Origin of the sequence: Burkholderia anthina (assembly GCF_902498995.1) — a bacterium.
Classification (GTDB): Bacteria; Pseudomonadota; Gammaproteobacteria; order Burkholderiales; family Burkholderiaceae; genus Burkholderia; species Burkholderia anthina.
On sequence record NZ_CABVLY010000014.1, the window covers coordinates 64,321 to 82,853 of the forward strand.

General features: G+C 63.7%; 13 protein-coding genes and 2 pseudogenes. 6 read left to right on the forward strand and 9 right to left on the reverse strand.

The features are described 5' to 3' along the window. Window positions 1-93: 93 nt before the first annotated feature. Window positions 94-1,518, forward strand: coding sequence for an aminotransferase-like domain-containing protein (locus BME24068_RS18670; RefSeq protein WP_174926971.1), 1,425 nt, complete (start codon window positions 94-96; stop codon window positions 1,516-1,518). Between the two features lie 85 nt (window positions 1,519-1,603). Here BME24068_RS18670 and BME24068_RS18675 read toward each other — a convergent pair whose 3' ends face one another. Both BME24068_RS18675 and BME24068_RS18680 read right to left on the reverse strand, forming a co-directional pair. Next, the gene (locus BME24068_RS18675; protein ID WP_174926972.1) at window positions 1,604-2,728 is read right to left on the reverse strand and encodes an aminotransferase; all 1,125 of its coding nucleotides are present in this window, start codon (window positions 2,726-2,728) and stop codon (window positions 1,604-1,606) included. A gap of 85 nt (window positions 2,729-2,813) precedes the next feature. Then, window positions 2,814-3,596 carry an ABC transporter substrate-binding protein gene (locus BME24068_RS18680; protein WP_174926973.1) on the reverse strand — a complete coding sequence of 261 codons (783 nt, stop codon included), beginning with the start codon at window positions 3,594-3,596 and terminating at the stop codon, window positions 2,814-2,816. Window positions 3,597-3,880: 284 nt separating this feature from the next. On the opposite strand from BME24068_RS18680, the gene BME24068_RS18685 reads away from it, so the two are divergent. Together BME24068_RS18685 and BME24068_RS18690 are read left to right on the forward strand one after the other, a co-directional pair. After that, window positions 3,881-5,029 (forward strand): succinylglutamate desuccinylase/aspartoacylase family protein, encoded by a 1,149-nt coding sequence (locus tag BME24068_RS18685; protein ID WP_174926974.1) that lies wholly within the window; start codon window positions 3,881-3,883, stop codon window positions 5,027-5,029. A gap of 54 nt (window positions 5,030-5,083) precedes the next feature. Beyond that, window positions 5,084-6,220, forward strand: coding sequence for a succinylglutamate desuccinylase/aspartoacylase family protein (locus tag BME24068_RS18690; protein ID WP_174926975.1), 1,137 nt, complete (start codon window positions 5,084-5,086; stop codon window positions 6,218-6,220). A gap of 21 nt (window positions 6,221-6,241) precedes the next feature. Here BME24068_RS18690 and BME24068_RS18695 read toward each other — a convergent pair whose 3' ends face one another. Further along, complete coding sequence (locus BME24068_RS18695; RefSeq protein ID WP_174926976.1) at window positions 6,242-6,859, reverse strand: LysE family translocator; 618 nt, start codon at window positions 6,857-6,859, stop codon at window positions 6,242-6,244. 67 nt (window positions 6,860-6,926) lie between these two features. Between BME24068_RS18695 and BME24068_RS18700 the strand changes: the two genes are divergently transcribed. After that, window positions 6,927-7,850, forward strand: coding sequence for a LysR family transcriptional regulator (locus tag BME24068_RS18700; RefSeq protein ID WP_174926977.1), 924 nt, complete (start codon window positions 6,927-6,929; stop codon window positions 7,848-7,850). Window positions 7,851-8,119: 269 nt separating this feature from the next. Here the strand turns inward: BME24068_RS18700 and BME24068_RS18705 are convergent. The 5 genes and pseudogenes from BME24068_RS18705 to acnB all read right to left on the reverse strand — a co-directional run. Further along, window positions 8,120-8,347: pseudogene (locus BME24068_RS18705) on the reverse strand (LysR substrate-binding domain-containing protein); the annotation flags it as partial. 105 nt (window positions 8,348-8,452) lie between these two features. Continuing rightward, entirely contained in the window at window positions 8,453-10,480 is a 2,028-nt protein-coding gene (rpoD, locus tag BME24068_RS18710) for an RNA polymerase sigma factor RpoD (protein ID WP_239007988.1), read from the reverse strand. A gap of 342 nt (window positions 10,481-10,822) precedes the next feature. Then, window positions 10,823-11,530, reverse strand: a complete 708-nt coding sequence (locus tag BME24068_RS18715; RefSeq protein ID WP_174926978.1) for a hypothetical protein — start codon at window positions 11,528-11,530, stop codon at window positions 10,823-10,825. Window positions 11,531-11,907: 377 nt separating this feature from the next. Beyond that, complete coding sequence (locus BME24068_RS18720) at window positions 11,908-13,155, reverse strand: PIN domain-containing protein (RefSeq protein WP_174926979.1); 1,248 nt, start codon at window positions 13,153-13,155, stop codon at window positions 11,908-11,910. Between the two features lie 270 nt (window positions 13,156-13,425). Then, window positions 13,426-16,011, reverse strand: coding sequence for a bifunctional aconitate hydratase 2/2-methylisocitrate dehydratase (acnB, locus tag BME24068_RS18725; RefSeq protein ID WP_174926980.1), 2,586 nt, complete (start codon window positions 16,009-16,011; stop codon window positions 13,426-13,428). Between the two features lie 439 nt (window positions 16,012-16,450). Here acnB and BME24068_RS18730 point away from each other — a divergent pair, with 439 nt between their 5' ends. Continuing rightward, window positions 16,451-17,647, forward strand: a complete 1,197-nt coding sequence (locus tag BME24068_RS18730) for a DUF6136 family protein (protein WP_239007989.1) — start codon at window positions 16,451-16,453, stop codon at window positions 17,645-17,647. Between the two features lie 9 nt (window positions 17,648-17,656). Beyond that, window positions 17,657-18,280 carry an ABC transporter ATP-binding protein gene (locus tag BME24068_RS18735; protein WP_174926982.1) on the forward strand — a complete coding sequence of 208 codons (624 nt, stop codon included), beginning with the start codon at window positions 17,657-17,659 and terminating at the stop codon, window positions 18,278-18,280. A gap of 94 nt (window positions 18,281-18,374) precedes the next feature. Here BME24068_RS18735 and BME24068_RS18740 read toward each other — a convergent pair. Continuing rightward, window positions 18,375-18,527, reverse strand: a pseudogene (locus BME24068_RS18740) (WCX domain-containing protein); the annotation flags it as partial. Window positions 18,528-18,533 lie beyond the last annotated feature (6 nt).

Below are 18,533 nucleotides of genomic sequence, written 5' to 3' on the forward strand. Positions count from 1 at the left end.
GCATCACGACAGCCCGGTCGGCGGGCAGAACACGCGCGTTTCGGACGCGCACGAGGCGGCGGCGTACATGCGCAGGCCGGCAAGGAGCGCGCGATGAAGCTCTACGAAAAACTCGCGGACGACATCGAGCGCCTGATCCGTCAGGGCGTGTACCGGCACGGCGACCGGATTCCGTCGGTGCGGCAGGCGAGCCAGCAGCACCGGATCAGCATTACGACCGTGCTGCATGCGTACCTGCTGCTCGAAAGCCGCGGGCTGCTGGAAAGCCGCCCGCAGTCGGGTTACTTCGTGAACCTGCGCCGCGACGACAGCCACGCGCCGGTGCGCGACCTGCGGCCGTCGAAGCCGATCGCGGTGTCGTCGTCGGTCGACATGAGCCGGCTCGTGCTGTCGACGCTGCGCTCGATCGGCACGGACGACGCAGTGCCGCTCGGCTCGCCGTATCCGGACCCGAGCCTGTTTCCGTTCGAGAAGCTGAACCGCTATGCGTACGCGGCCGGCCGCGACAAGTCGTTATGGGGCGTGACGGACGGGCTGCCGCCCGGCCATCCGCGCTTGATCCGGCAGATCGCGCGCCGCTATCTGGAAAACGGGATGTCGGTGGACCCGAACGAGATCATCGTGACGGTCGGCGCGACCGAGGCGATCAACCTGTGCCTGCAGGCGGTCGCGAAGCCGGGCGACACGATCGCGGTGGAGTCGCCGACGTTCTACGCGATGCTGCACGCGATCGAGCGGATGGGGATGAAGGCGATCGAGGTGGCGACGCACCCGGAATACGGAATCGACATCGCGGCGCTGGCGGCGATCGCGAAGTCGCAGCCGATCGCCGCGTGCATGGTGATGCCGAACTTCCAGAATCCGCTCGGCTTCCAGATGCCCGACGAGCGCAAGCGCGAACTGGTCGAGTTCGCCACCCGTGTCGACATGCCGATCATCGAAAACGGTGTGTATAACGAACTGTATTTCGGCGATTCGCATCCGAGCACGCTGAAGTCCTACGACCGCGGCGGGATCGTGCTGCATTGCGCGTCGTTCTCGAAGAGCCTGACGGCCGCGTACCGGATCGGCTGGGCCTTGCCGGGCCGCTACCGGGATCAGGTCGAGAAGCTGAAGTTCCTGAACACGCTGGCGACGCCGTCGATCCCGCAGCTCGCGATCGCCGAGTTTCTCGAACGGGACGGCTACGAGCATCATCTGCGGCGGTTGCGCAAGGCGTATGCGCAGCAGGCGAACCTGATGCGTGCGATGGTGTCGCGGTTCTTCCCCGAAGGCACGCGCATCTCGAGCCCGGCGGGCGGCTACGTGTTGTGGGTCGAGTTGCCGGCGCAGGTCGATGCGATGCGGCTGTACCAGCTTGCGCTGGAGCAGGGGATCACGATCGGGCCGGGCTACATGTTCTCGATCACGGACAACTACCGGAACTTCATCCGGCTGAACTACAGCAGCCCGTGGTCGCCGGAAATCGAGCAGGCGGTGATCGCGGTCGGCAAGCTCGCGGCGTCGTGCATGCGATAAAACGAAGGCCGGTACGCGCGGCGGACCGGCCTTTTCGCGCGGACGTCAGGGCCGCATTGCCGGCCCGAACGTCGCGAGTCCCGGATCAGCCGGCCTTCGCGCGCAGAAACGCCGACACGTGCGCCAGCCCCTGCTCGAGCACGGTCCGGTTGTTCGCATAGCCGATCCGCACGTAGCCTTCCATGTCGAGCGCGCTGCCCGGCGTGAACATCACGCCGGTCGCTTCGATCAGCTCCGTGCAGAACGCGCGCGACGGCATGTCGAACGCATACTTGAGCAGCGCCGTCGTGCCGGACTTCGGCTTGACCCACGAAATCGCCGGCTCGCGTTCGACCCACGCATCGAGAATGGCCAGGTTGGTGCGCACGATGTCGTGATTGCGCTGCATGATCACGTCACGGTGTTCGAGCGCGAGCGTCGCGAGATAGTCGTCGATCATCCCGACGCTGATCGTGTTGTAGTCGCGATGCACGCTCACGGCGTGGATCAGCTCGACCGGGCCCGCGATCCAGCCGAGGCGCAGCCCGGCGAGCGAGTACGTCTTCGACATGCTCGCCGTGCTGATCCCGCGCTCGTACAGATCGGCGATCGATGCGCTGTAGCCGCTGCCGACCTGATCGGTGCCGCGATAGACCTCGTCGCACAGCACGTAGGCGCCGCACCGTTTCGCGATCTCGACGATCTTGCCGAGCATCGCTTCGTCCATCAGCGAGCCGGTCGGGTTGTTCGGATTGTTGATCGCGATCAGGCGCGTCTTGTCGTCGACGAGGGACGCGAGTGCTTCGAGATCCGGCAGGAACGCGTTTTCCTCGCGCAGCTTCAGCACTTTCACGTTCGCGCCGTAGCTTTCCGGAATCGAGTAGTGCTGCTGATAGGTCGGCAACACCGACACCACCGTATCGCCCGGTTCGACCAGCGTTTCGTAGATCAGCGCATTGCCGCCGATCGCACCGTGCGTGACGATCACATTCGATGCCGACTGGCGCGCGTAAGTCGACGCGATCACTTCGCGCAGACGCTGCGTGCCTTCGATCGCGCCGTACGTCAGCTTCATCGGACGCAACTCGTCGAGCAGCGTGTCCTGCTTGCCGGTCATGGTCAGCAGCTGGTCGACCGTCAGCGATTCGACGCACGTTTCCGCGAGGTTGTACGTACAACGGTTTTCGTACAGGTCCATCCAGCGTTCGACGCCGAATTCCTTGATCTTCATGTTCGTTCCTTTGTCGGGTTGGGTTGGGTGCGGCACGTCCGCGCCGCATAGGGATGGAAACGGGCAGGCCCGGTGGCGGCGCGCGCTACCGGACGACGATGTCGCGCTTGAAATACTGGACCGACAGCCGGCTCAGCGTGCCGTCCTTCTTCAGTGCGTCGAGCGCCGCGGTGACCTTGCCGCGCAGTTCGGTGTCCTGTTTGCGGAATGCCATCCCGACGCCTTCGCCGAGCGTCGCGGGATCGCGGATCGGCTCGCCGAGGATCGCGAAATCGTGGCCCTGGGGCTTGTCGAGGAAGCCTTCCTGCGCCGTCTGCGATTCCTGCACGGCGGCGTCGAGGCGGCCGGATGCGAGATCCGCATAGACGAGGTTCTGGTCCGAATACGACGTGATCGCGACGCCGCGCGGCTCCCAGTTGCGCTTCAGGAAATCCTCCTGCGCGGACGCCTGCAAGACGCCGATGCGCTTGCCCTTCAGGCGTGCCGGATCGGGCAGCAACCCGGAATCCTTGCGCGCGACGAACACCATCGGCACCGCGTAGACCGGCGGCGTGAAAGCGACGATCTGCTTGCGCTTTTGCGTGATGTTCATCGCCGAGTTGACCATGTCGAACTTGCGTGCGTGCAGCGCCGGCAACAGGCCGTCGTAGACGTTCTCGACCCACACGCAGCGAACCTTCATCTTCGCGCAGATCGCGTTGCCGATGTCGATGTCGAAGCCCTGCAACTGGCCGGATGCCGTCTTGCTCTCGAACGGCGGATAGGCGGCTTCGATGCCGATCCTGAGCGTCGCGGTGTTGTCCGCGCACGCCAGCCCGGACAGGCCCGCAGACAACGCGACTGCGACGACCAGATGCTTGAGGTTCATGCCAGCTCCGATAAGGGTGATCGAACGGGGACCGTCGCACGAGGCCGGCCGGCGCCGTGAAATCTGCTGCGGCGCACCCTGAGGCGGGACAGGTCGTCCATGACGGACGGTGCTGCCAAGTATCTTCTTTCAAAAACGAATTGTCCATAGTAGACTAAAAATCTACGTTTTTGGATGGTGTGGCGAGGGTGCCGACGCGTGTCGAGCCAGTCGGCGGCGTGCCGCGAAGCACGCGTTCGGGCCTCTCGCGACTGCGCACCGAAATCCGTTCGAGGAGACAGCAGGTGACCTATCAACGTATCGAACTGCCTTTGCCGTCGCCGGCACCCGGCGTCGCGCTGCATCTGACCGCACACCGTTTCGGCCATCCCGACGCCGGGCGCAGCCTGTATCTGCAGGCCGGGCTGCATGCGGACGAACATCCGGGGTTGCTCGTGCTCCAGCATCTGCTTGATGAATTGCACGCGCTCGATCGCGACGGACGCATCGCCGGGGCCGTCACGGTCGTGCCGTATGCGAACCCGATCGGGATGTCGCAGCGCCTGTTCGGGCCGGTCGTCGGGCGCTTCGACTTCGAGAACGGGGAGAACTTCAATCGCAATTTCCCGCTGCTGGAGCGGGCCGTCGCGCAGCGTCTCGACGCGCCGGACGCGCGCGACCTGACGCGGCAGGGCTGGAAGCAGTTTTTCCGCGAACTGCTCGGCACGCGCAGCGAACTGACGCCGGCGGCCGCGATGAAGCTCGCGCTGGCGAGACTGGCGGTCGATCACGACATCGTTCTCGACCTGCATTGCGACACCGACGCGATCGCGCATGTCTACGCATCGACGTTGCAGCGCACGCGGGCCGAGACGGTCGCGCGGATGATCGGCGCGCCGGTGGTCATGCTGGAGCCGCACGGCACCGGCGGCGGCGCGTTCGACCAGACGCATTCGAGCGCGTGGGGCGCGCTGCAACAGGCCGGCATCTTCGACGAAGCGCAGGGCGGCTTCTCGGCGACGATCGAGCTGCGCGGCCAGGCCGATGTCGACGATGCGCTGGCGCGGCGCGACGCGCGCAACCTGCTGCGCTTCGCGCACGCCGAAGGGATCCTGTCGCTGCCGGAAACCGGTGATGACGAAGCGCGATCCGACGTCGCGCCGGCCGTGTTGCCGCTGCAGGGCGCCGCGCATGTGCGGTGTCCGTGTGCGGGCGTGATCGCCTATCGGCGCGCGCCGGGCGAGCGCATCGCCGCGGGCGAGACGTTCGCGGAAGTCGTGCGTCTCGACGGCGACGGGATCAACGCGCGCATGCCGGTGGTCAGCCCGATCGACGGCGTGATGGTCGTGCGGCAACTACAGAAGCTGGTGCGGCCCGGGCAGCGGGCCGCGCTGATCGCCGGCGACACCGTGCTCGCGGAGCGGGATCCCGGGAACCTGCTGCTCGATTTCTGAGATCGGCCGCACGTATCCGCACGTATCGTATCGATCCGACGACAGGAGTGCCGGATGGAACAGCTGGAAATCCCGCTGCCGGGAACGGTGCCGGGCATGCGCATCGCGTTGCGCGAATACACGTTCGGCGCTGCGGGCGCCGCGCGCTCGCTTTACGTTCAGGCCGCGCTGCACGCCGGAGAAGTACCGGGGCTGCTGGTCATCCAGCATCTGCTTGAACGGCTCGCCGCGCTCGAGCGTGCCGGCATGCTGGGCGGGCGCGTGGCCGTCATGACGTGGGCCAATCCGATCGGCATGCAGCAGTGCATCGGCGGCGCGCTGACCGGGCGTTTCGATTGCGCGGGCAGCGGCAATTTCGATCGGCGCTTTCCCGACATGCGGGCCGCGGTCGCGCGGCGGATCGAGGCGGGCGACGTGCCGCGCAGCGTGCCGGACGCGAAGGCGTGGCTGACGGCGTTATCGACGCCGCCGGCTGACGCCGCCGATCCGGTCGACTATCTGAAGGCGATGCTGCTGCATCGTGCATTCGCGCACGACATCGCGCTCGACCTGCATTGCGACAAGACGGCGGTGATGCACGTGTACGGCAACTGGGCGCACGAGGCGCGCGCGACGGCGTTGGCGCGCTGCCTGGATGCGCCGATGCTGCTGCTCGAGGACCATGCGGGCGGCGGCACGTTCGACCAGGCGTTTCATGATGCGTGGGCGCAATTGCGCAAGCATGGCATGCCGGGTTGGCGCGACGATGAAGCGGGGCCGGGTTTTTCGGCGGTCGTCGAACTGCGCGGGCAGCGCGACGTATCCGATGCGCTCGCCCGCGGCGATGCGGACGGGTTGATCGAGTTCCTGCGAACCGAGGCGATCGTTGCCGATCGCAGTGCGACGCTCGCGCATGCGGCGCCGGCCGTGGCCGCGCTGGAGGCGGTCGATCACGTGAAGGCCGATCGTACCGGCATCGTGTGCTGGAAGGTGCCCGTGGGCGAGCACGTCGACGCCGATGCGGTGATCGCGGAAATCGTCGACGCGGCGGCGGACGGCGCGCAGCATCGCGTGGCTGTGCGCTCACGCCCATCGGGCATGCTGGTGGCGAGGATGCACATGCCCTTCGTGCTGGCCGGGCAGCGCATCGCGATGATTGCCGGCCGCGATGCGATACCGGGGCGGGTGAGCGGGGCGCTGTTGCCGGATTGATGTTGGTCGGCAACGCGCCGCTCAACGACTGCCGCGCGCGATGGCCAACATTACGCCGAAGCCGACGAGCAGGATGCCAAAGGTGCGGTCGATCCAGTGACGTAAGGACAGCAAACGATCCCGGACGGCATCGGCGGAGAAACAGACGGCCACCAGGCTGAACCAGCCTGCATGCGCCAGCGCGATGAACAGGCCATAGCCGATCTGGATGACTAATGGCGTGTCGGGGCGCACCGCCTGCATGAACAGGCTGACGATGAACACGGTGGTTTTCGGATTCAGCACGTTGGTCAGAAAACCGGTGCGCAGCGCCGCCAGATCGGACAGCGGCACGGCCTGCGTCGTGGGCCGTCCGTCGGCGGACTTGGCTGCGAGCATCTTCGCGCCGAGGTAAATCAGGTAGATCGCGCCGACCAGCTTGACGGCGTTGAAGAGCCACAGCGACTGGCGGATCAGCAGGCCCACGCCGAGCAGCGTGTAGCTCACGTGAATCGTCACGCCCAGCCCGATTCCCCACGCGGTGAGCAATCCCGAGCGGCGCGACAGCATCAGGCTGTTGCGCGTGACCATCGCGAAATCCGGCCCTGGGCTGATGACGGCCAGTAAAGTGATGGTGACTACGACTATCCATTCCGTCATTGCATCGTCCTTTTGATTTTCATCGTGATGAGCGAATATTAGGGACCCTGATTCGCCAGGAAAAGCGATGATTTCTGACCGGAATGGTGAGTTTGACTCACGTGAGGCGCGTACCAATCTGCCGTCGTTGATGGCGCTGCGCTGTTTCGAGGCCGCGGCGCGCCATGAGCATTTCAGCCGGGCGGCCGACGAATTGCATCTGACGCACGGCGCCGTCAGTCGCGCGGTGCGTCTGCTCGAGGACGATCTGGGTGTGGCGTTGTTCGAGCGGCGCAGCCGTCGTGTCTTCCTGACCGACGCGGGGCGCAAGCTGGCGCAGGCCGTTCACGACGGTCTGCATCTGATGAAGCAGGCGGCAAACGAGGTGCGGGCCGACGCGGCGCGCGCGCAGCGCTGGGTGCTGTCGTGCGAGCCCACGCTGCTGATGCGCTGGCTGATTCCGCGCTGGCCGGATTTCCAGGCGACTTACGCGGGCGTCGATATCCAGCTCGCCGCGGCCGGTGGTTCATTCTCGTTCGACAACGGCATCGACATGGCGATCCGGCGCAACGATTTTGCTTGGCCGGCCGGTTATCACGCGGAGAGGCTGTTTGTAGAGAGGGTGGGGCCGGTGTGCCGGCCGGACAAGGTCGAGTCGTGGTTTTCAGGGGGTCGGGACGACCGTGCGTTGAAGCGGAGCGCGCCGCGACTGCATACCCGCACACGGCCGGATGCGTGGAAGGAATGGGCGACGGCGGCGCATCGGCCGGCGGGAAGCGGGCGCGGGCAGGTGTTCGACCATTTCTATTTCAGTCTGCAGGCGGCTGTGGCGGGGCTGGGTGTTGCGATCGGTCCGTGGCATCTCGTGCGCGATGATCTCGACAGCGGGGTGCTGGTTGCGCCGATGGGGTTCGTCGAAGACGGTTCGCAATATTGCCTGCTGACGCCGCAGCCCGTGACGGCCGGCAGCGCGCCGTCGGATCTGCTCGACTGGCTGAGGACGATGGCCTGACGGGTGCGGCAGAGCGTTGCGCGACGCCGCCGACATGCGAGAAATGGTTCTTCGTGGATTTCCGTGGGCGTCGCTTTCGGACCCCGTCCAGTCTTTCAAGTGGCTCGCAGGCAGCCGTTCGCTGGCCTGTCAATCACGCGCTGAGGTGTCTTGGCGTACATGAGCGACCGCCCACCGGGACAACCGCGCATGGCGATGACGGAAAAGAAACCTGAGCGCGCCCCTTATCAGCTTTGGCCATCCTGGTAGCCATTGCGTCGGCCAGCGCGCTACTTCGGCCATCGCCACGATGGCTTGGAGAGATGTTCCACAAAGAAATCGGACAGCGCAGCCACCTTCGCAGGACGTGCGCGCGCCGACGGCGTGACGAAGTAAAGACCGCCCTTCGTTAACGACCAGTCGGTGAGGATCGCTTCGAGACGGCCATCGGCCAGATATTCGCCGGCGATGACTTCGGGCAGCTCGGCGATCGCGAGGCCGTCGAGCAGAGTGGGTAAGTTTTCCCTGCAGCGAACACGTCCGGTCAGGGCAACGATCAGGCCGACGCGTGATCGCTGCAAGTCCGGAGTCGGGCGTCGAAGGGAGACTACGCCTGCCTTGCCTCAGCGATCAAGAAAGGGCCTGAGCTTGTCTGCACGGCTGGGATGCATCAGCTTGCGCATCGCCTTGCTCTCAATCTGACGGATCCGCTCGCGGGTCACGTCGAACTGCTTGCCGACCTCTTCAAGCGTGTGATCGGAGTTTGTGTCGAGCCCGAATCGCATCCGCAGAACCTTGGCCTCGCGCGGCGACAACCCGCCGAGTGCCTCGTCGATCGCCGCGCGCATGCTCGCGCGAATCGCCGCCTCAGCCGGTGAGCTCGCCGAGACATCCTCGATCATGTCGCCGAGCGTTGCATCGGCGTCGTCACCCACCGGGGTTTCGAGCGAGACAGGTTGCTTGGCGATCTTGAGGATACCGAGCACTTTCTCCTCGGACATCTCCATGCGCTTTGCTAGCACTGCGGGATGCGCTTCCTGCCCTGTCTGTTGCAAGATTTCGCGCGATATCCGGTTCAGCTTGTTGATCGTTTCGATCATGTGGACCGGCACGCGAATGGTCCGCGCCTGATCGGCGAGCGCACGCGTGACAGCCTGCCGGACCCACCAAGTCGCGTAGGTCGAGAACTTCCAGCCGCGCCGGTATTCGAACTTGTCCACGGCCTTCATCAGGCCGATATTGCCCTCCTGGATCAAATCCAGGAACTGCATGCCGCGGTTCACGTACTTCTTGGCGATTGAAATGACAAGACGAAGGTTCGCCTCGATCATCTCGCGCTTGGCTTGCCGCATTTTCAGTTCCGCGGCACTCATCTGGCGGTTGATCTGCTTGAGCTGCTGGAGCGGCAACGAGACCTGGGACTCGATGTCGACGAGTTTCTGCTGCGCCGCCTGAATCGCCGGCTGATGTCGCTCGAGCGCTGCGCCAAACTGCTGCGAGGTCGCCGCCGCTCGGGTGGTCCATTCAAGATCGGTCTCGTGGCCCGGGAACGATTCGACAAACGCGTCGCGCGGCATGCCGCAACGGTCGACAGCAATCGCCAGGATACTGCGCTCGATCGCGCGAACCTCAGTCACTTGCCCATGCACAATTGCGCACAGGCGGTCGATGGTCTTGGCGGTAAAGCGGATCGGTGCGAGTTCACGCTGGATCGCCGTGCGCACTTGCGCAGCGGCTGCGGAACGGGCATCGCCAGTGACAGCCACATCCGGCAACTGCTCGAACAGCGCACGCACGCGCGCGAAAATCACGAGACTGTCGTTCGTGAGTTCTTCGAGGCGTGCCGCGTTCACCTTCTCCGAATCCTCGGCGTCCGTTTCGACGTCGTCTTCGTCCGCATCATCGGCGGCGGCGAGTGCTTCCGCATCCTCTTCCTGGGACTCCTGCGTCATTTCGCTTTCATCGGCGTCGACACTGATGCCATCGACGAGTTCGTCAATGCGGAGCTCGCCTGCAACGATGCGGTCGACATCGGCAAGAATCGTGGACACGATCGACGGACACGCGGCAATCGCCTGAATCATGTCCTGCAGACCCTCTTCGATCCGTTTCGCGACCTCGATTTCACCGGCGCGGGTCAGCAGTTCGCTGGCCCCCATCTCACGCATGTACATCCGAACCGGATCCGTGGTGCGGCCGAATTCGGAATCGACGGTCGATAGCGCAGCTTCCGCCTCCTCGTCCGCCTGATCGTCGGATGCCACGGCCGGCGCAGCGTCGGTGAGCAGGAGCGCTTCGGCGTCCGGCGCTTGTTCGTACACGGCCACGCCCATGTCGCTGAACGTGCTGACGATGGTGTCCATCGCCGCCGTTTGGGCAAAGTTGTCGGGCAGGTGATCGTTGATGTCCGCGTGGGTGAGATAGCCGCGCTCACGACCGAGCGCGATCAACGCGCGCATCTGGTGCTGGCGCTCCTCATTCTGGCGTGCCAGTGACGCGATGTCCGTCGGCGTCGGGGCCTGGGCCTTTCCCTTTGACACACGCCGGCCGGCTTTTGCCGTGGCTGTGATTTCAGGGGATGTGGAATCGTTTCGATCAGGAATTGCCAATACATGCTCCTCGACAGATGAGCCGACGATCGTCGCGAGCATGACGCCAGAATGGGTTGCCTGCCGGGATGCGAACGGAATCGTGATACGCACAGATGGTCGAGGCCGGGACGCCTCGCTCGAAATCCGTATGCGCAGCTTGTGGGGGGCGTGAATGATACCGGAATGTATTGTGCGGTGCAACACGGAGCCCTTGCACTTCCATCCACTTTACCGGTGTAGCCCGCTCTAGCTGCGACAAAGGGGGGAGCAGTCGCCCCTGTCCCTGGCAGTGAATGCGTGCTGTCGACCCATTCCGGACATACGGTTTCCGTTTTAATGCCGATGTCCATCAATAGTGCGCGGACATTCACCATGACCAGTGGGTAGTGCACGAAAGTGTGATCACTTCGCGGTTTCGAGCAAGGCGATGAGGTGCGCCTGCATCGCGTCTCGGCACTCCACGAAACCGTTGATGATATCCATCACGCTGGAGACCCGCACGTAGGTGCTCGGGTCATCGAACTGTTTGGTATTCCCTTTGACCAGCAGGAGGTCCCAAGAGGCCTCGGATGTATCTAGGGCTAGATAGAACGCGCCAACGTGCGCGATGAAGTTGCGGGCGCTGGCTAGTCGGTTAAACCATGTGGGGTCGATGGCACGCGCCTTCATCCACGAATTGATCATCGCGATGCGCTGCTTGTCTGTGATGTGTTGGCCAACATGGTCGTGTAGCGCTTCCATGAAAACCTTCATCCGGTCGATACAGGCGTCGACCTCCGAGATGATGGAGTGAAAGTCGGCAATCATCAGGTATTTCATGTGATCGTCGACTGACAGCGCGATGCCTTCGTGGTCCGGTGTGTACTGGTGCTCCTTTGTAACGTACTTGTCGACCTCTTTCACCAACGTGAAGAAGTCCCGCCTCAGACGGCGCATGATGTGGCGAACCAGATTCAGTCGGGTAGTGATGTGCAATCCCGCCTCGGTGACCACGTCCGGGCGGGGCGCCACACGGTTCTCGTCAACGGCTTTGTTCCATGCCGTATAGATGGGCAGCACCCATGGATCGCTGCCGAGCTCGCTGAGATGAAGCCACTGCTTGATCGCCATGATTCTCCTTCTTATTTTTGTGGGTCGCCGAGCAACGCTCTGACAATCAATATAGCTTGACGGACTGTTCCTGGCCGATTGCCGCCCGACGCGGTCGACCGTTGCCGATCCGTTTCCGACATCCCATCCAGCACCGCATATTCAGCGGTTTCCAAACTACAACGGCCATTCGGGAACCACGACTTGCGGATGAAGTGACGTCTGAACGCGAAGCGTCAGTCCAGACGAGCGACGGCTTGTGGCCGGTCTGCGACGGTCGCGCATCGTAGGACGGCGGCCGACCGTGTTCGACCCGAAACGGTCCTTTATTCATCCCGACGCAGACGTTCACATTAGGCAGTATTGGCGCAGAATCGATGAACACCATCGATTGCGGCTCAGGGCTTCAGGAGGTCGCCCCAAGTGCCGTCATCGGGCTGCGGATCCTCACCGGGACTCTCCTCATCCGTCGAGAGCTTGAGCTTGTGAATGATGGCATCGACGAGGTCCGAGTCGGCGTCGGCGATGTGGCTGGATACCAAGCCAAGGTAGAACTTGTTCACATCGTCGTCTTCGATGATCCACCCAACCTGATTGTTCGCGATGGCTGTCTTAAACAGTGCATTCACCTCATCGGTGGAAAAGTGGTCACCAAACTTCTGAAGCTCTTTGATGACGGCGTGAGTGGTCGCAAAGTTGGGGCTTATTTCGAGCGCCTTGATTGCTGCCTCTTTTTCATCATTCTGCTCTTTCAAAAGCTTCGGCTTGGATTCGTCCTGTGATCCGAAGTGGGTCTTGAAAACGCTCGACTTGTAGCTGCTCTGGATGTCACTTAAGTCGGACGTTGCTTTGACTGCAGCAGCGCCATGCGCTTCCAATTGGTCTTTCGCATCCTTTGGTTCTTTGGCCCCCGCCTTCTCTTTTGCGGGTGCGTCCTTAGGCGCTTCGGCCTGCGCGAGGATCTTTGTGTAGTGGTCAAGGACGCTCTTGATGGTCTCAAAGACGTATAGAGCCTTTCCGCCTTTGCGCGTTGCCCATTCGCGCTTCAGGAAGGCATTCGGATAGACAGCGCTATCGCCCCCTTCGAACGCGGACATGTAGTCGCCGTCTCTAGAGACAATATAGAGGTCAGTGTCGGGCAACTTCTCCAGTAGCATTTCCCAGTTGTATTGATCACCCAAGCTGCCGTTTTTCCCTGGCGGATTACCTCTTTCGGCACGGAGCTTGCCGCGCGCAAAAAGTGCGTCATCGTGTTCGTGACTTTTGGCAACGCTATATAGGTGACTCAGCCAGATGTCCACGTCGAGCTCTAGGAGGCGCGCCTTTGCCGTGGCCTGCGCGATGAGGTGGTCGCGAGCTTGCTTGGCATCCGCGATCGCCGTTGCATAGGTCTCGGCCGTCGCCATCGATTGCATATGGCGCGGGATAGCTACATTTAGCGGTATCTTCTTAAACTCGTTGACGGCAGTGTTCAGCTTCACGTCACGGTTGCGCTCAATCTCGTCGGATACCTGCTGCGGGAGGTGAAGCACAATATGATCGTCCACGATCTCAATCATCAAGTCCTCCAAGCTCCCAAGATCGTCCTTGGAGTGATGGTAGAAGCTGAGATAGATGTTCGTGTCGATGAACAAGTGCATTGCCATGAGCAACTCCGGCGCGATGTTTTCCGTGATATTGCCACGCCCTCCGGTTGGTGAGGCGCCTTCAATTTCAACAGAATTTTGTTTCCCGACATTGTCGACAATCTACCCAATGGCCTCGAATGACCGCTCATGGCCGAATACCGACGCTCCTCCCCGGCGTTCCTCCGAAATTCCACGACAAACCAAAAAAATAGCGCCGCAGGCATTAAGCCCGCGGCGCCATTGCGTGCCGCTACGACGGGCCCAGCCCGCCGCAGCGCGACAGCATGCTTACATCTGCACGGTGTCGGCGACTTCCTTGAAGTCTTCGATCTGGTCGAAGTTCATGTACTGATAGATCTTGTCGCCGTTGGCGGTGAGCACGCCCATGTCGGCCATGTACTCTTCCTTGGTCGGGATCTTGCCCAGACGCGAGCAGATCGCCGCCAGTTCCGCCGAGCCGAGGTACACGTTCGTGTTCTTGCCCAGGCGGTTCGGGAAGTTGCGGGTCGACGTCGACATCACCGTCGCGCCTTCGCGCACCTGCGCCTGGTTACCCATGCACAGCGAGCAGCCCGGCATTTCGGTACGCGCGCCGGCCGTGCCGAACACGCCGTAGTGACCTTCTTCCGTCAGCTGCTTCTGGTCCATCTTGGTCGGCGGCGCGACCCACAGCTTGACCGGAATGTCGCGCTTGCCTTCCAGCAGCTTCGACGCGGCACGGAAGTGACCGATGTTGGTCATGCACGAGCCGATGAACACTTCGTCGATCTTGGCGCCAGCGACGTCCGACAGCGTCTTCACGTCGTCCGGGTCGTTCGGGCATGCCACGATCGGCTCGTGGATGTCGGCGAGGTCGATCTCGATGACGGCCGCGTACTCGGCGTCCGCGTCCGGCGACAGCAGTTGCGGGTCGGCCAGCCACTGTTCCATCGCGGCGATACGGCGCTGCAGGCTGCGCGGATCCTGGTAGCCCTGCGCGATCATCCACTTGAGCAGCGTGATGTTGCTGTTCAGGTATTCGATGATCGGTTCCTTGTTCAGGCGCACCGAGCAACCGGCGGCCGAACGTTCCGCGGACGCATCCGACAGTTCGAACGCTTGCTCGACCTTCAGGTCGGGCAGGCCTTCGATTTCGAGAATGCGGCCGGAGAAGATGTTCTTCTTGCCTTGCTTCGCCACCGTCAGCATGCCCTGCTTGATCGCGTACAGCGGAATCGCGTTGACCAGGTCACGCAGCGTGACGCCCGGCTGCATCTTGCCCTTGAAGCGGACCAGCACCGATTCCGGCATGTCCAGCGGCATCGTGCCGGTGGCGGCCGCGAAGGCGACCAGGCCCGAGCCTGCCGGGAAGCTGATGCCGATCGGGAAGCGCGTGTGCGAGTCGCCGCCGGTGCCGACGGTGTCGGGCAGCAGCATGCGGTTCAGCCACGAGTGGATCACGCCGTCGCCCGGACGCAGCGCGATGCCGCCGCGCGTGCTGATGAAGTTCGGCAGCGTCTGGTGCGTCTTCACGTCGACCGGCTTCGGATAAGCGGCGGTGTGGCAGAACGACTGCATCACGAGGTCGGCCGAGAAGCCGAGGCACGCCAGATCCTTCAGTTCGTCGCGGGTCATCGGGCCCGTGGTGTCCTGCGAGCCGACCGAGGTCATCTTCGGTTCGCAGTACGTGCCCGGGCGCACGCCCTGGCCTTCCGGCAGGCCGCATGCGCGGCCGACCATCTTCTGTGCGAGCGAGAAGCCCTTGCCGCTGTCGGCCGGCTGGTGCGGCAGGCGGAACAGCGTCGACGGCGCGAGGCCCAGCGCTTCACGCGCCTTCGCGGTCAGGCCGCGGCCGATGATCAGCGGAATGCGGCCGCCGGCGCGCACTTCGTCGAACAGCACGTCGGACTTGACCTGGAATTCGGCGATCACGTTGCCGTCCTTCAGTGCCTTGCCGTCGTACGGGCGCAGTTCGACCACGTCGCCCATTTCCATCTGCGATACGTCGAGTTCGATCGGCAGCGCGCCGGCATCTTCCATCGTGTTGTAGAAGATCGGAGCGATCTTGCCGCCGAGGCACACGCCGCCGAAACGCTTGTTCGGGACGAACGGGATGTCTTCGCCCGTGAACCACAGCACCGAGTTGGTGGCCGACTTGCGCGAGGAACCGGTGCCGACCACGTCGCCCACGTAGGCGACCAGGTGACCCTTTTCCTTCAGCGATTCGATGAACTTGACCGGGCCGCGCTTGCCGTCTTCTTCCGGCGTGATGCCGGGGCGCGCGTTCTTCAGCATCGCGAGCGCGTGCATCGGGATGTCCGGGCGGGTGGTGGCGTCCGGCGCCGGCGACAGGTCGTCGGTGTTGGTTTCGCCCGTGACCTTGAACACGGTGATGGTCAGGCTTTCCGGCACTTCCGGACGGCTCGTGAACCATTCCGCGTCGGCCCAGCTCTGCAGCACGGCCTGTGCATGTGCGTTGCCCTTGTCGGCGAGTTCCTTCACGTCATGGAACTGGTCGAACATCAGCAGGGTTTTCTTCAGCGCGTTGGCAGCGACCGCCGCGACGGCTTCGTCGGACAGCAGTTCGATCAGCGGCTGAATGTTGTAACCGCCGAGCATCGTGCCGAGCAGTTCGGTCGCGCGTTCGCGCGAGATCAGCGGGCAGGCGGTCTCGCCCTTCGCGACGGCGGCCAGGAAGCCGGCCTTCACGCGAGCGGCTTCGTCGACGCCTGCGGGCACGCGGTGGGTGATCAGGTCGAGCAGCGTCTGCTCTTCGCCCGCGGGCGGGTTCGCCAGCAGTTCGACCAGTTCGGCGGTCTGTTGAGCCGTCAGCGGCAGGGGGGGAATACCGAGCGCGGCGCGGGCGGCCACGTGAGCACGAAAGTTTTCAAGCATGGGGGACCTGCTGAGATTGCGTTTCAGGGGAAGGGCTTTCCAGGCACGCCGAGGCTGCTGTTCCGGACACTGCTTCATTGCTTTGGACGGGATTCTAATCGCAATATGGTGAAGCGTCAAATGTCTTATGTCTTATATAAGACTTGATGGAGAGATGCCGGAAATTGGCGTGTTCCTTGCGGGGCGGTCCGGGCGGTTTGCAGGAGCGCGTCGGCCCATAAGGGGACAGATTTACTTCGGCGATAGCGCACGGAATCCGGCGCGGTTCGCGGCATGTAGCCGACACGTTGCCGTGCGATGGTTGTCGGGGCGAGGGCGGGCGGCCGCTTCGTCATCGCGGGAAACGGTACGCGGTTGTCGTGTGTCAGCAGAAGTGACACGATAGCGAGTTCGGCGATCGGCGCGTTAGCGCCATTGCATTTGGAGGCGTGGGAGAACGATGCTGTCCTGGCGACTACGTTGGTACGTACTGGCGACATCCCGCGCGCTGCATCGGCATTGGCAGGCGCTGTTCCTGTCCGCGTTGCTGCTGTTGCCCGCGATGCCCGTGTTTGCGCAGACGCGTCTGCTGGGCGCGCCGGTGCTTGCCGTGCTGGCGCCCGCACACGGGATCGAATGGCGGTTCGCATGGGTGCATCTGCTCGAAGCCGTCGGCGTGCTGTGGGTGCTGGCGCAGCGCGCGGCCGTCACCGGCGGCCCGTTTGCCGTTTACCTCAAGTCGCTGCCGACATCCGAAGGGCGTCGCCGTGCCGTCGATGCCGCCGTCGTGCTGATCGCGAGTACGCCGCTTCTGGTGCCCGTGCTGGCCGCGACGATCGCGCTGGCGTTCTTGCCGCAGCAACTGTCCAACTATCTGTACGTGCTCGATCTGCTGCTGATTACGCTCGGCGCGCAGTTGATGGCGCTGTCGCGCGAGCCGCGCAACGGGCCTGTGCTGATCGTCGCCAATGTCATCCTGATCGGCGGTCTGGAAGCGGATGGCGCATTGCGGGCCGCGTTGCTGGCCATTGCGTTGGCGGTTGCGGTGTTCGCGGTGGCCCGCGTGCCGACGGCGTCGCCCCGGCGCGCACGCCGTCGGGTGTTCGCGCAGGGCGCGCCTGGCGACTTGCTTGCCCGTTCGGGTTTCATCCTGCCGCCATGGGTCAGGCTTCAGGCCGGCATCATCCGGCATGGCGCCGCCGCCAACCTCGGCAGGTGCGTGATGATGGGCGCGGCTGCGATTTCGACGTGCTTCCTGTACGGAATCTGGGATTTCGACGCGCGCGTCGTGCCGTTGACGCTGATCTCGCAAGCGGCCATCGCGTCGATCGCCGCGACGACCTTTCGCGATCTGCGTACGGCCCACGCTTATGCCGCCGCGTTCATGCGGTCGCTGCCCCGCGCGGGGGCCGCACAGGTCGGCGCCGATGTATTGACCGTCGCGGTGCTGGCATTGCCATTCGCGGCCGTCGGGCCGATGATGCTGGCGGCGCACGGCGTGCTGTCGCTCCCGCGCGCGGCCGCGATCCTGTTGTCCGGGGCGCCGCTGTTGGCGTTGCTGCGGTTGCCGCAGTGCCATCTGCCGCGGCAAGCGATCTTGCTCGGCGCGACACTGGCTGCACTGTGGGTCGCCGTCATGTGGCCCATCTTCATCTGACGATACATCATGCTTCGATTCGAAAACCTCTCGAAACGCTACGGCGAGCGTGTCATTTTCCACGGACTGCACCACGATCTCGGCGCAGGATGCGTCGCGCTCTGCGACGAAAACAGCAGCGGCAAGACCACGTTGCTCGGCATCCTTGCCGGCACGGTCGACGCCGACGAAGGCGAGGTCTGGCTCGACGGACATTCGCTGCGCGCCGCGCCGCTGAAGGCGAAATCGGTGCTCGCCTATGTGCCCGACGACTGCATGGCGTACCCGTTCCAGACCGGGCGGGCGTTTCTCGAACTGGTCGCGTCGGCCAAAAAGACGGTTGTCGACGACAGGACGCTGGATCTCGCGCATCGCTTCGGACTCGCGCCGCATCTCGACAAGCGTTTCGAGCAGATGTCGCTCGGTACGCGCAAGAAGATATTCCTGACCGCGGTCTCGCTGGGCGAGCCGGCCGTCGTCATTGCCGACGAGCCCGGCAACGGACTGGATGCCGGTGCGCGCGCCGTGCTGATCGACCTGTTCAAAACGTTGTCGAAGGATCGCGTGGTGTTTTTCTCGAGCCACGATATGCAATTGGCTCAGGCCTGCGGCGCCAGGCAAATCGGTTTCGCCGAGCTTGGCATGTCGGTGTGAGGGGAGGGTTGGCGGCTGTCGGTTGGCGCGAGGACTGTTGACTGGACACCGTCCGCATGAGGGCCGCGGTCGCCCACTTTGGCTCGCAGCCGAACTACATCTGCGGCTCGTATATCGCCTTCATAGCTGCAAGATTTTCGGTCAACGCATTCACGAGCTCCCGCGGCCCGAGCACCTTCACCTCCGCGCCAAACCCCAGCAGCTTTCTCGCACCGTGCTCGATCGATTCGATCGGCATCAGGTATTCCTTCCA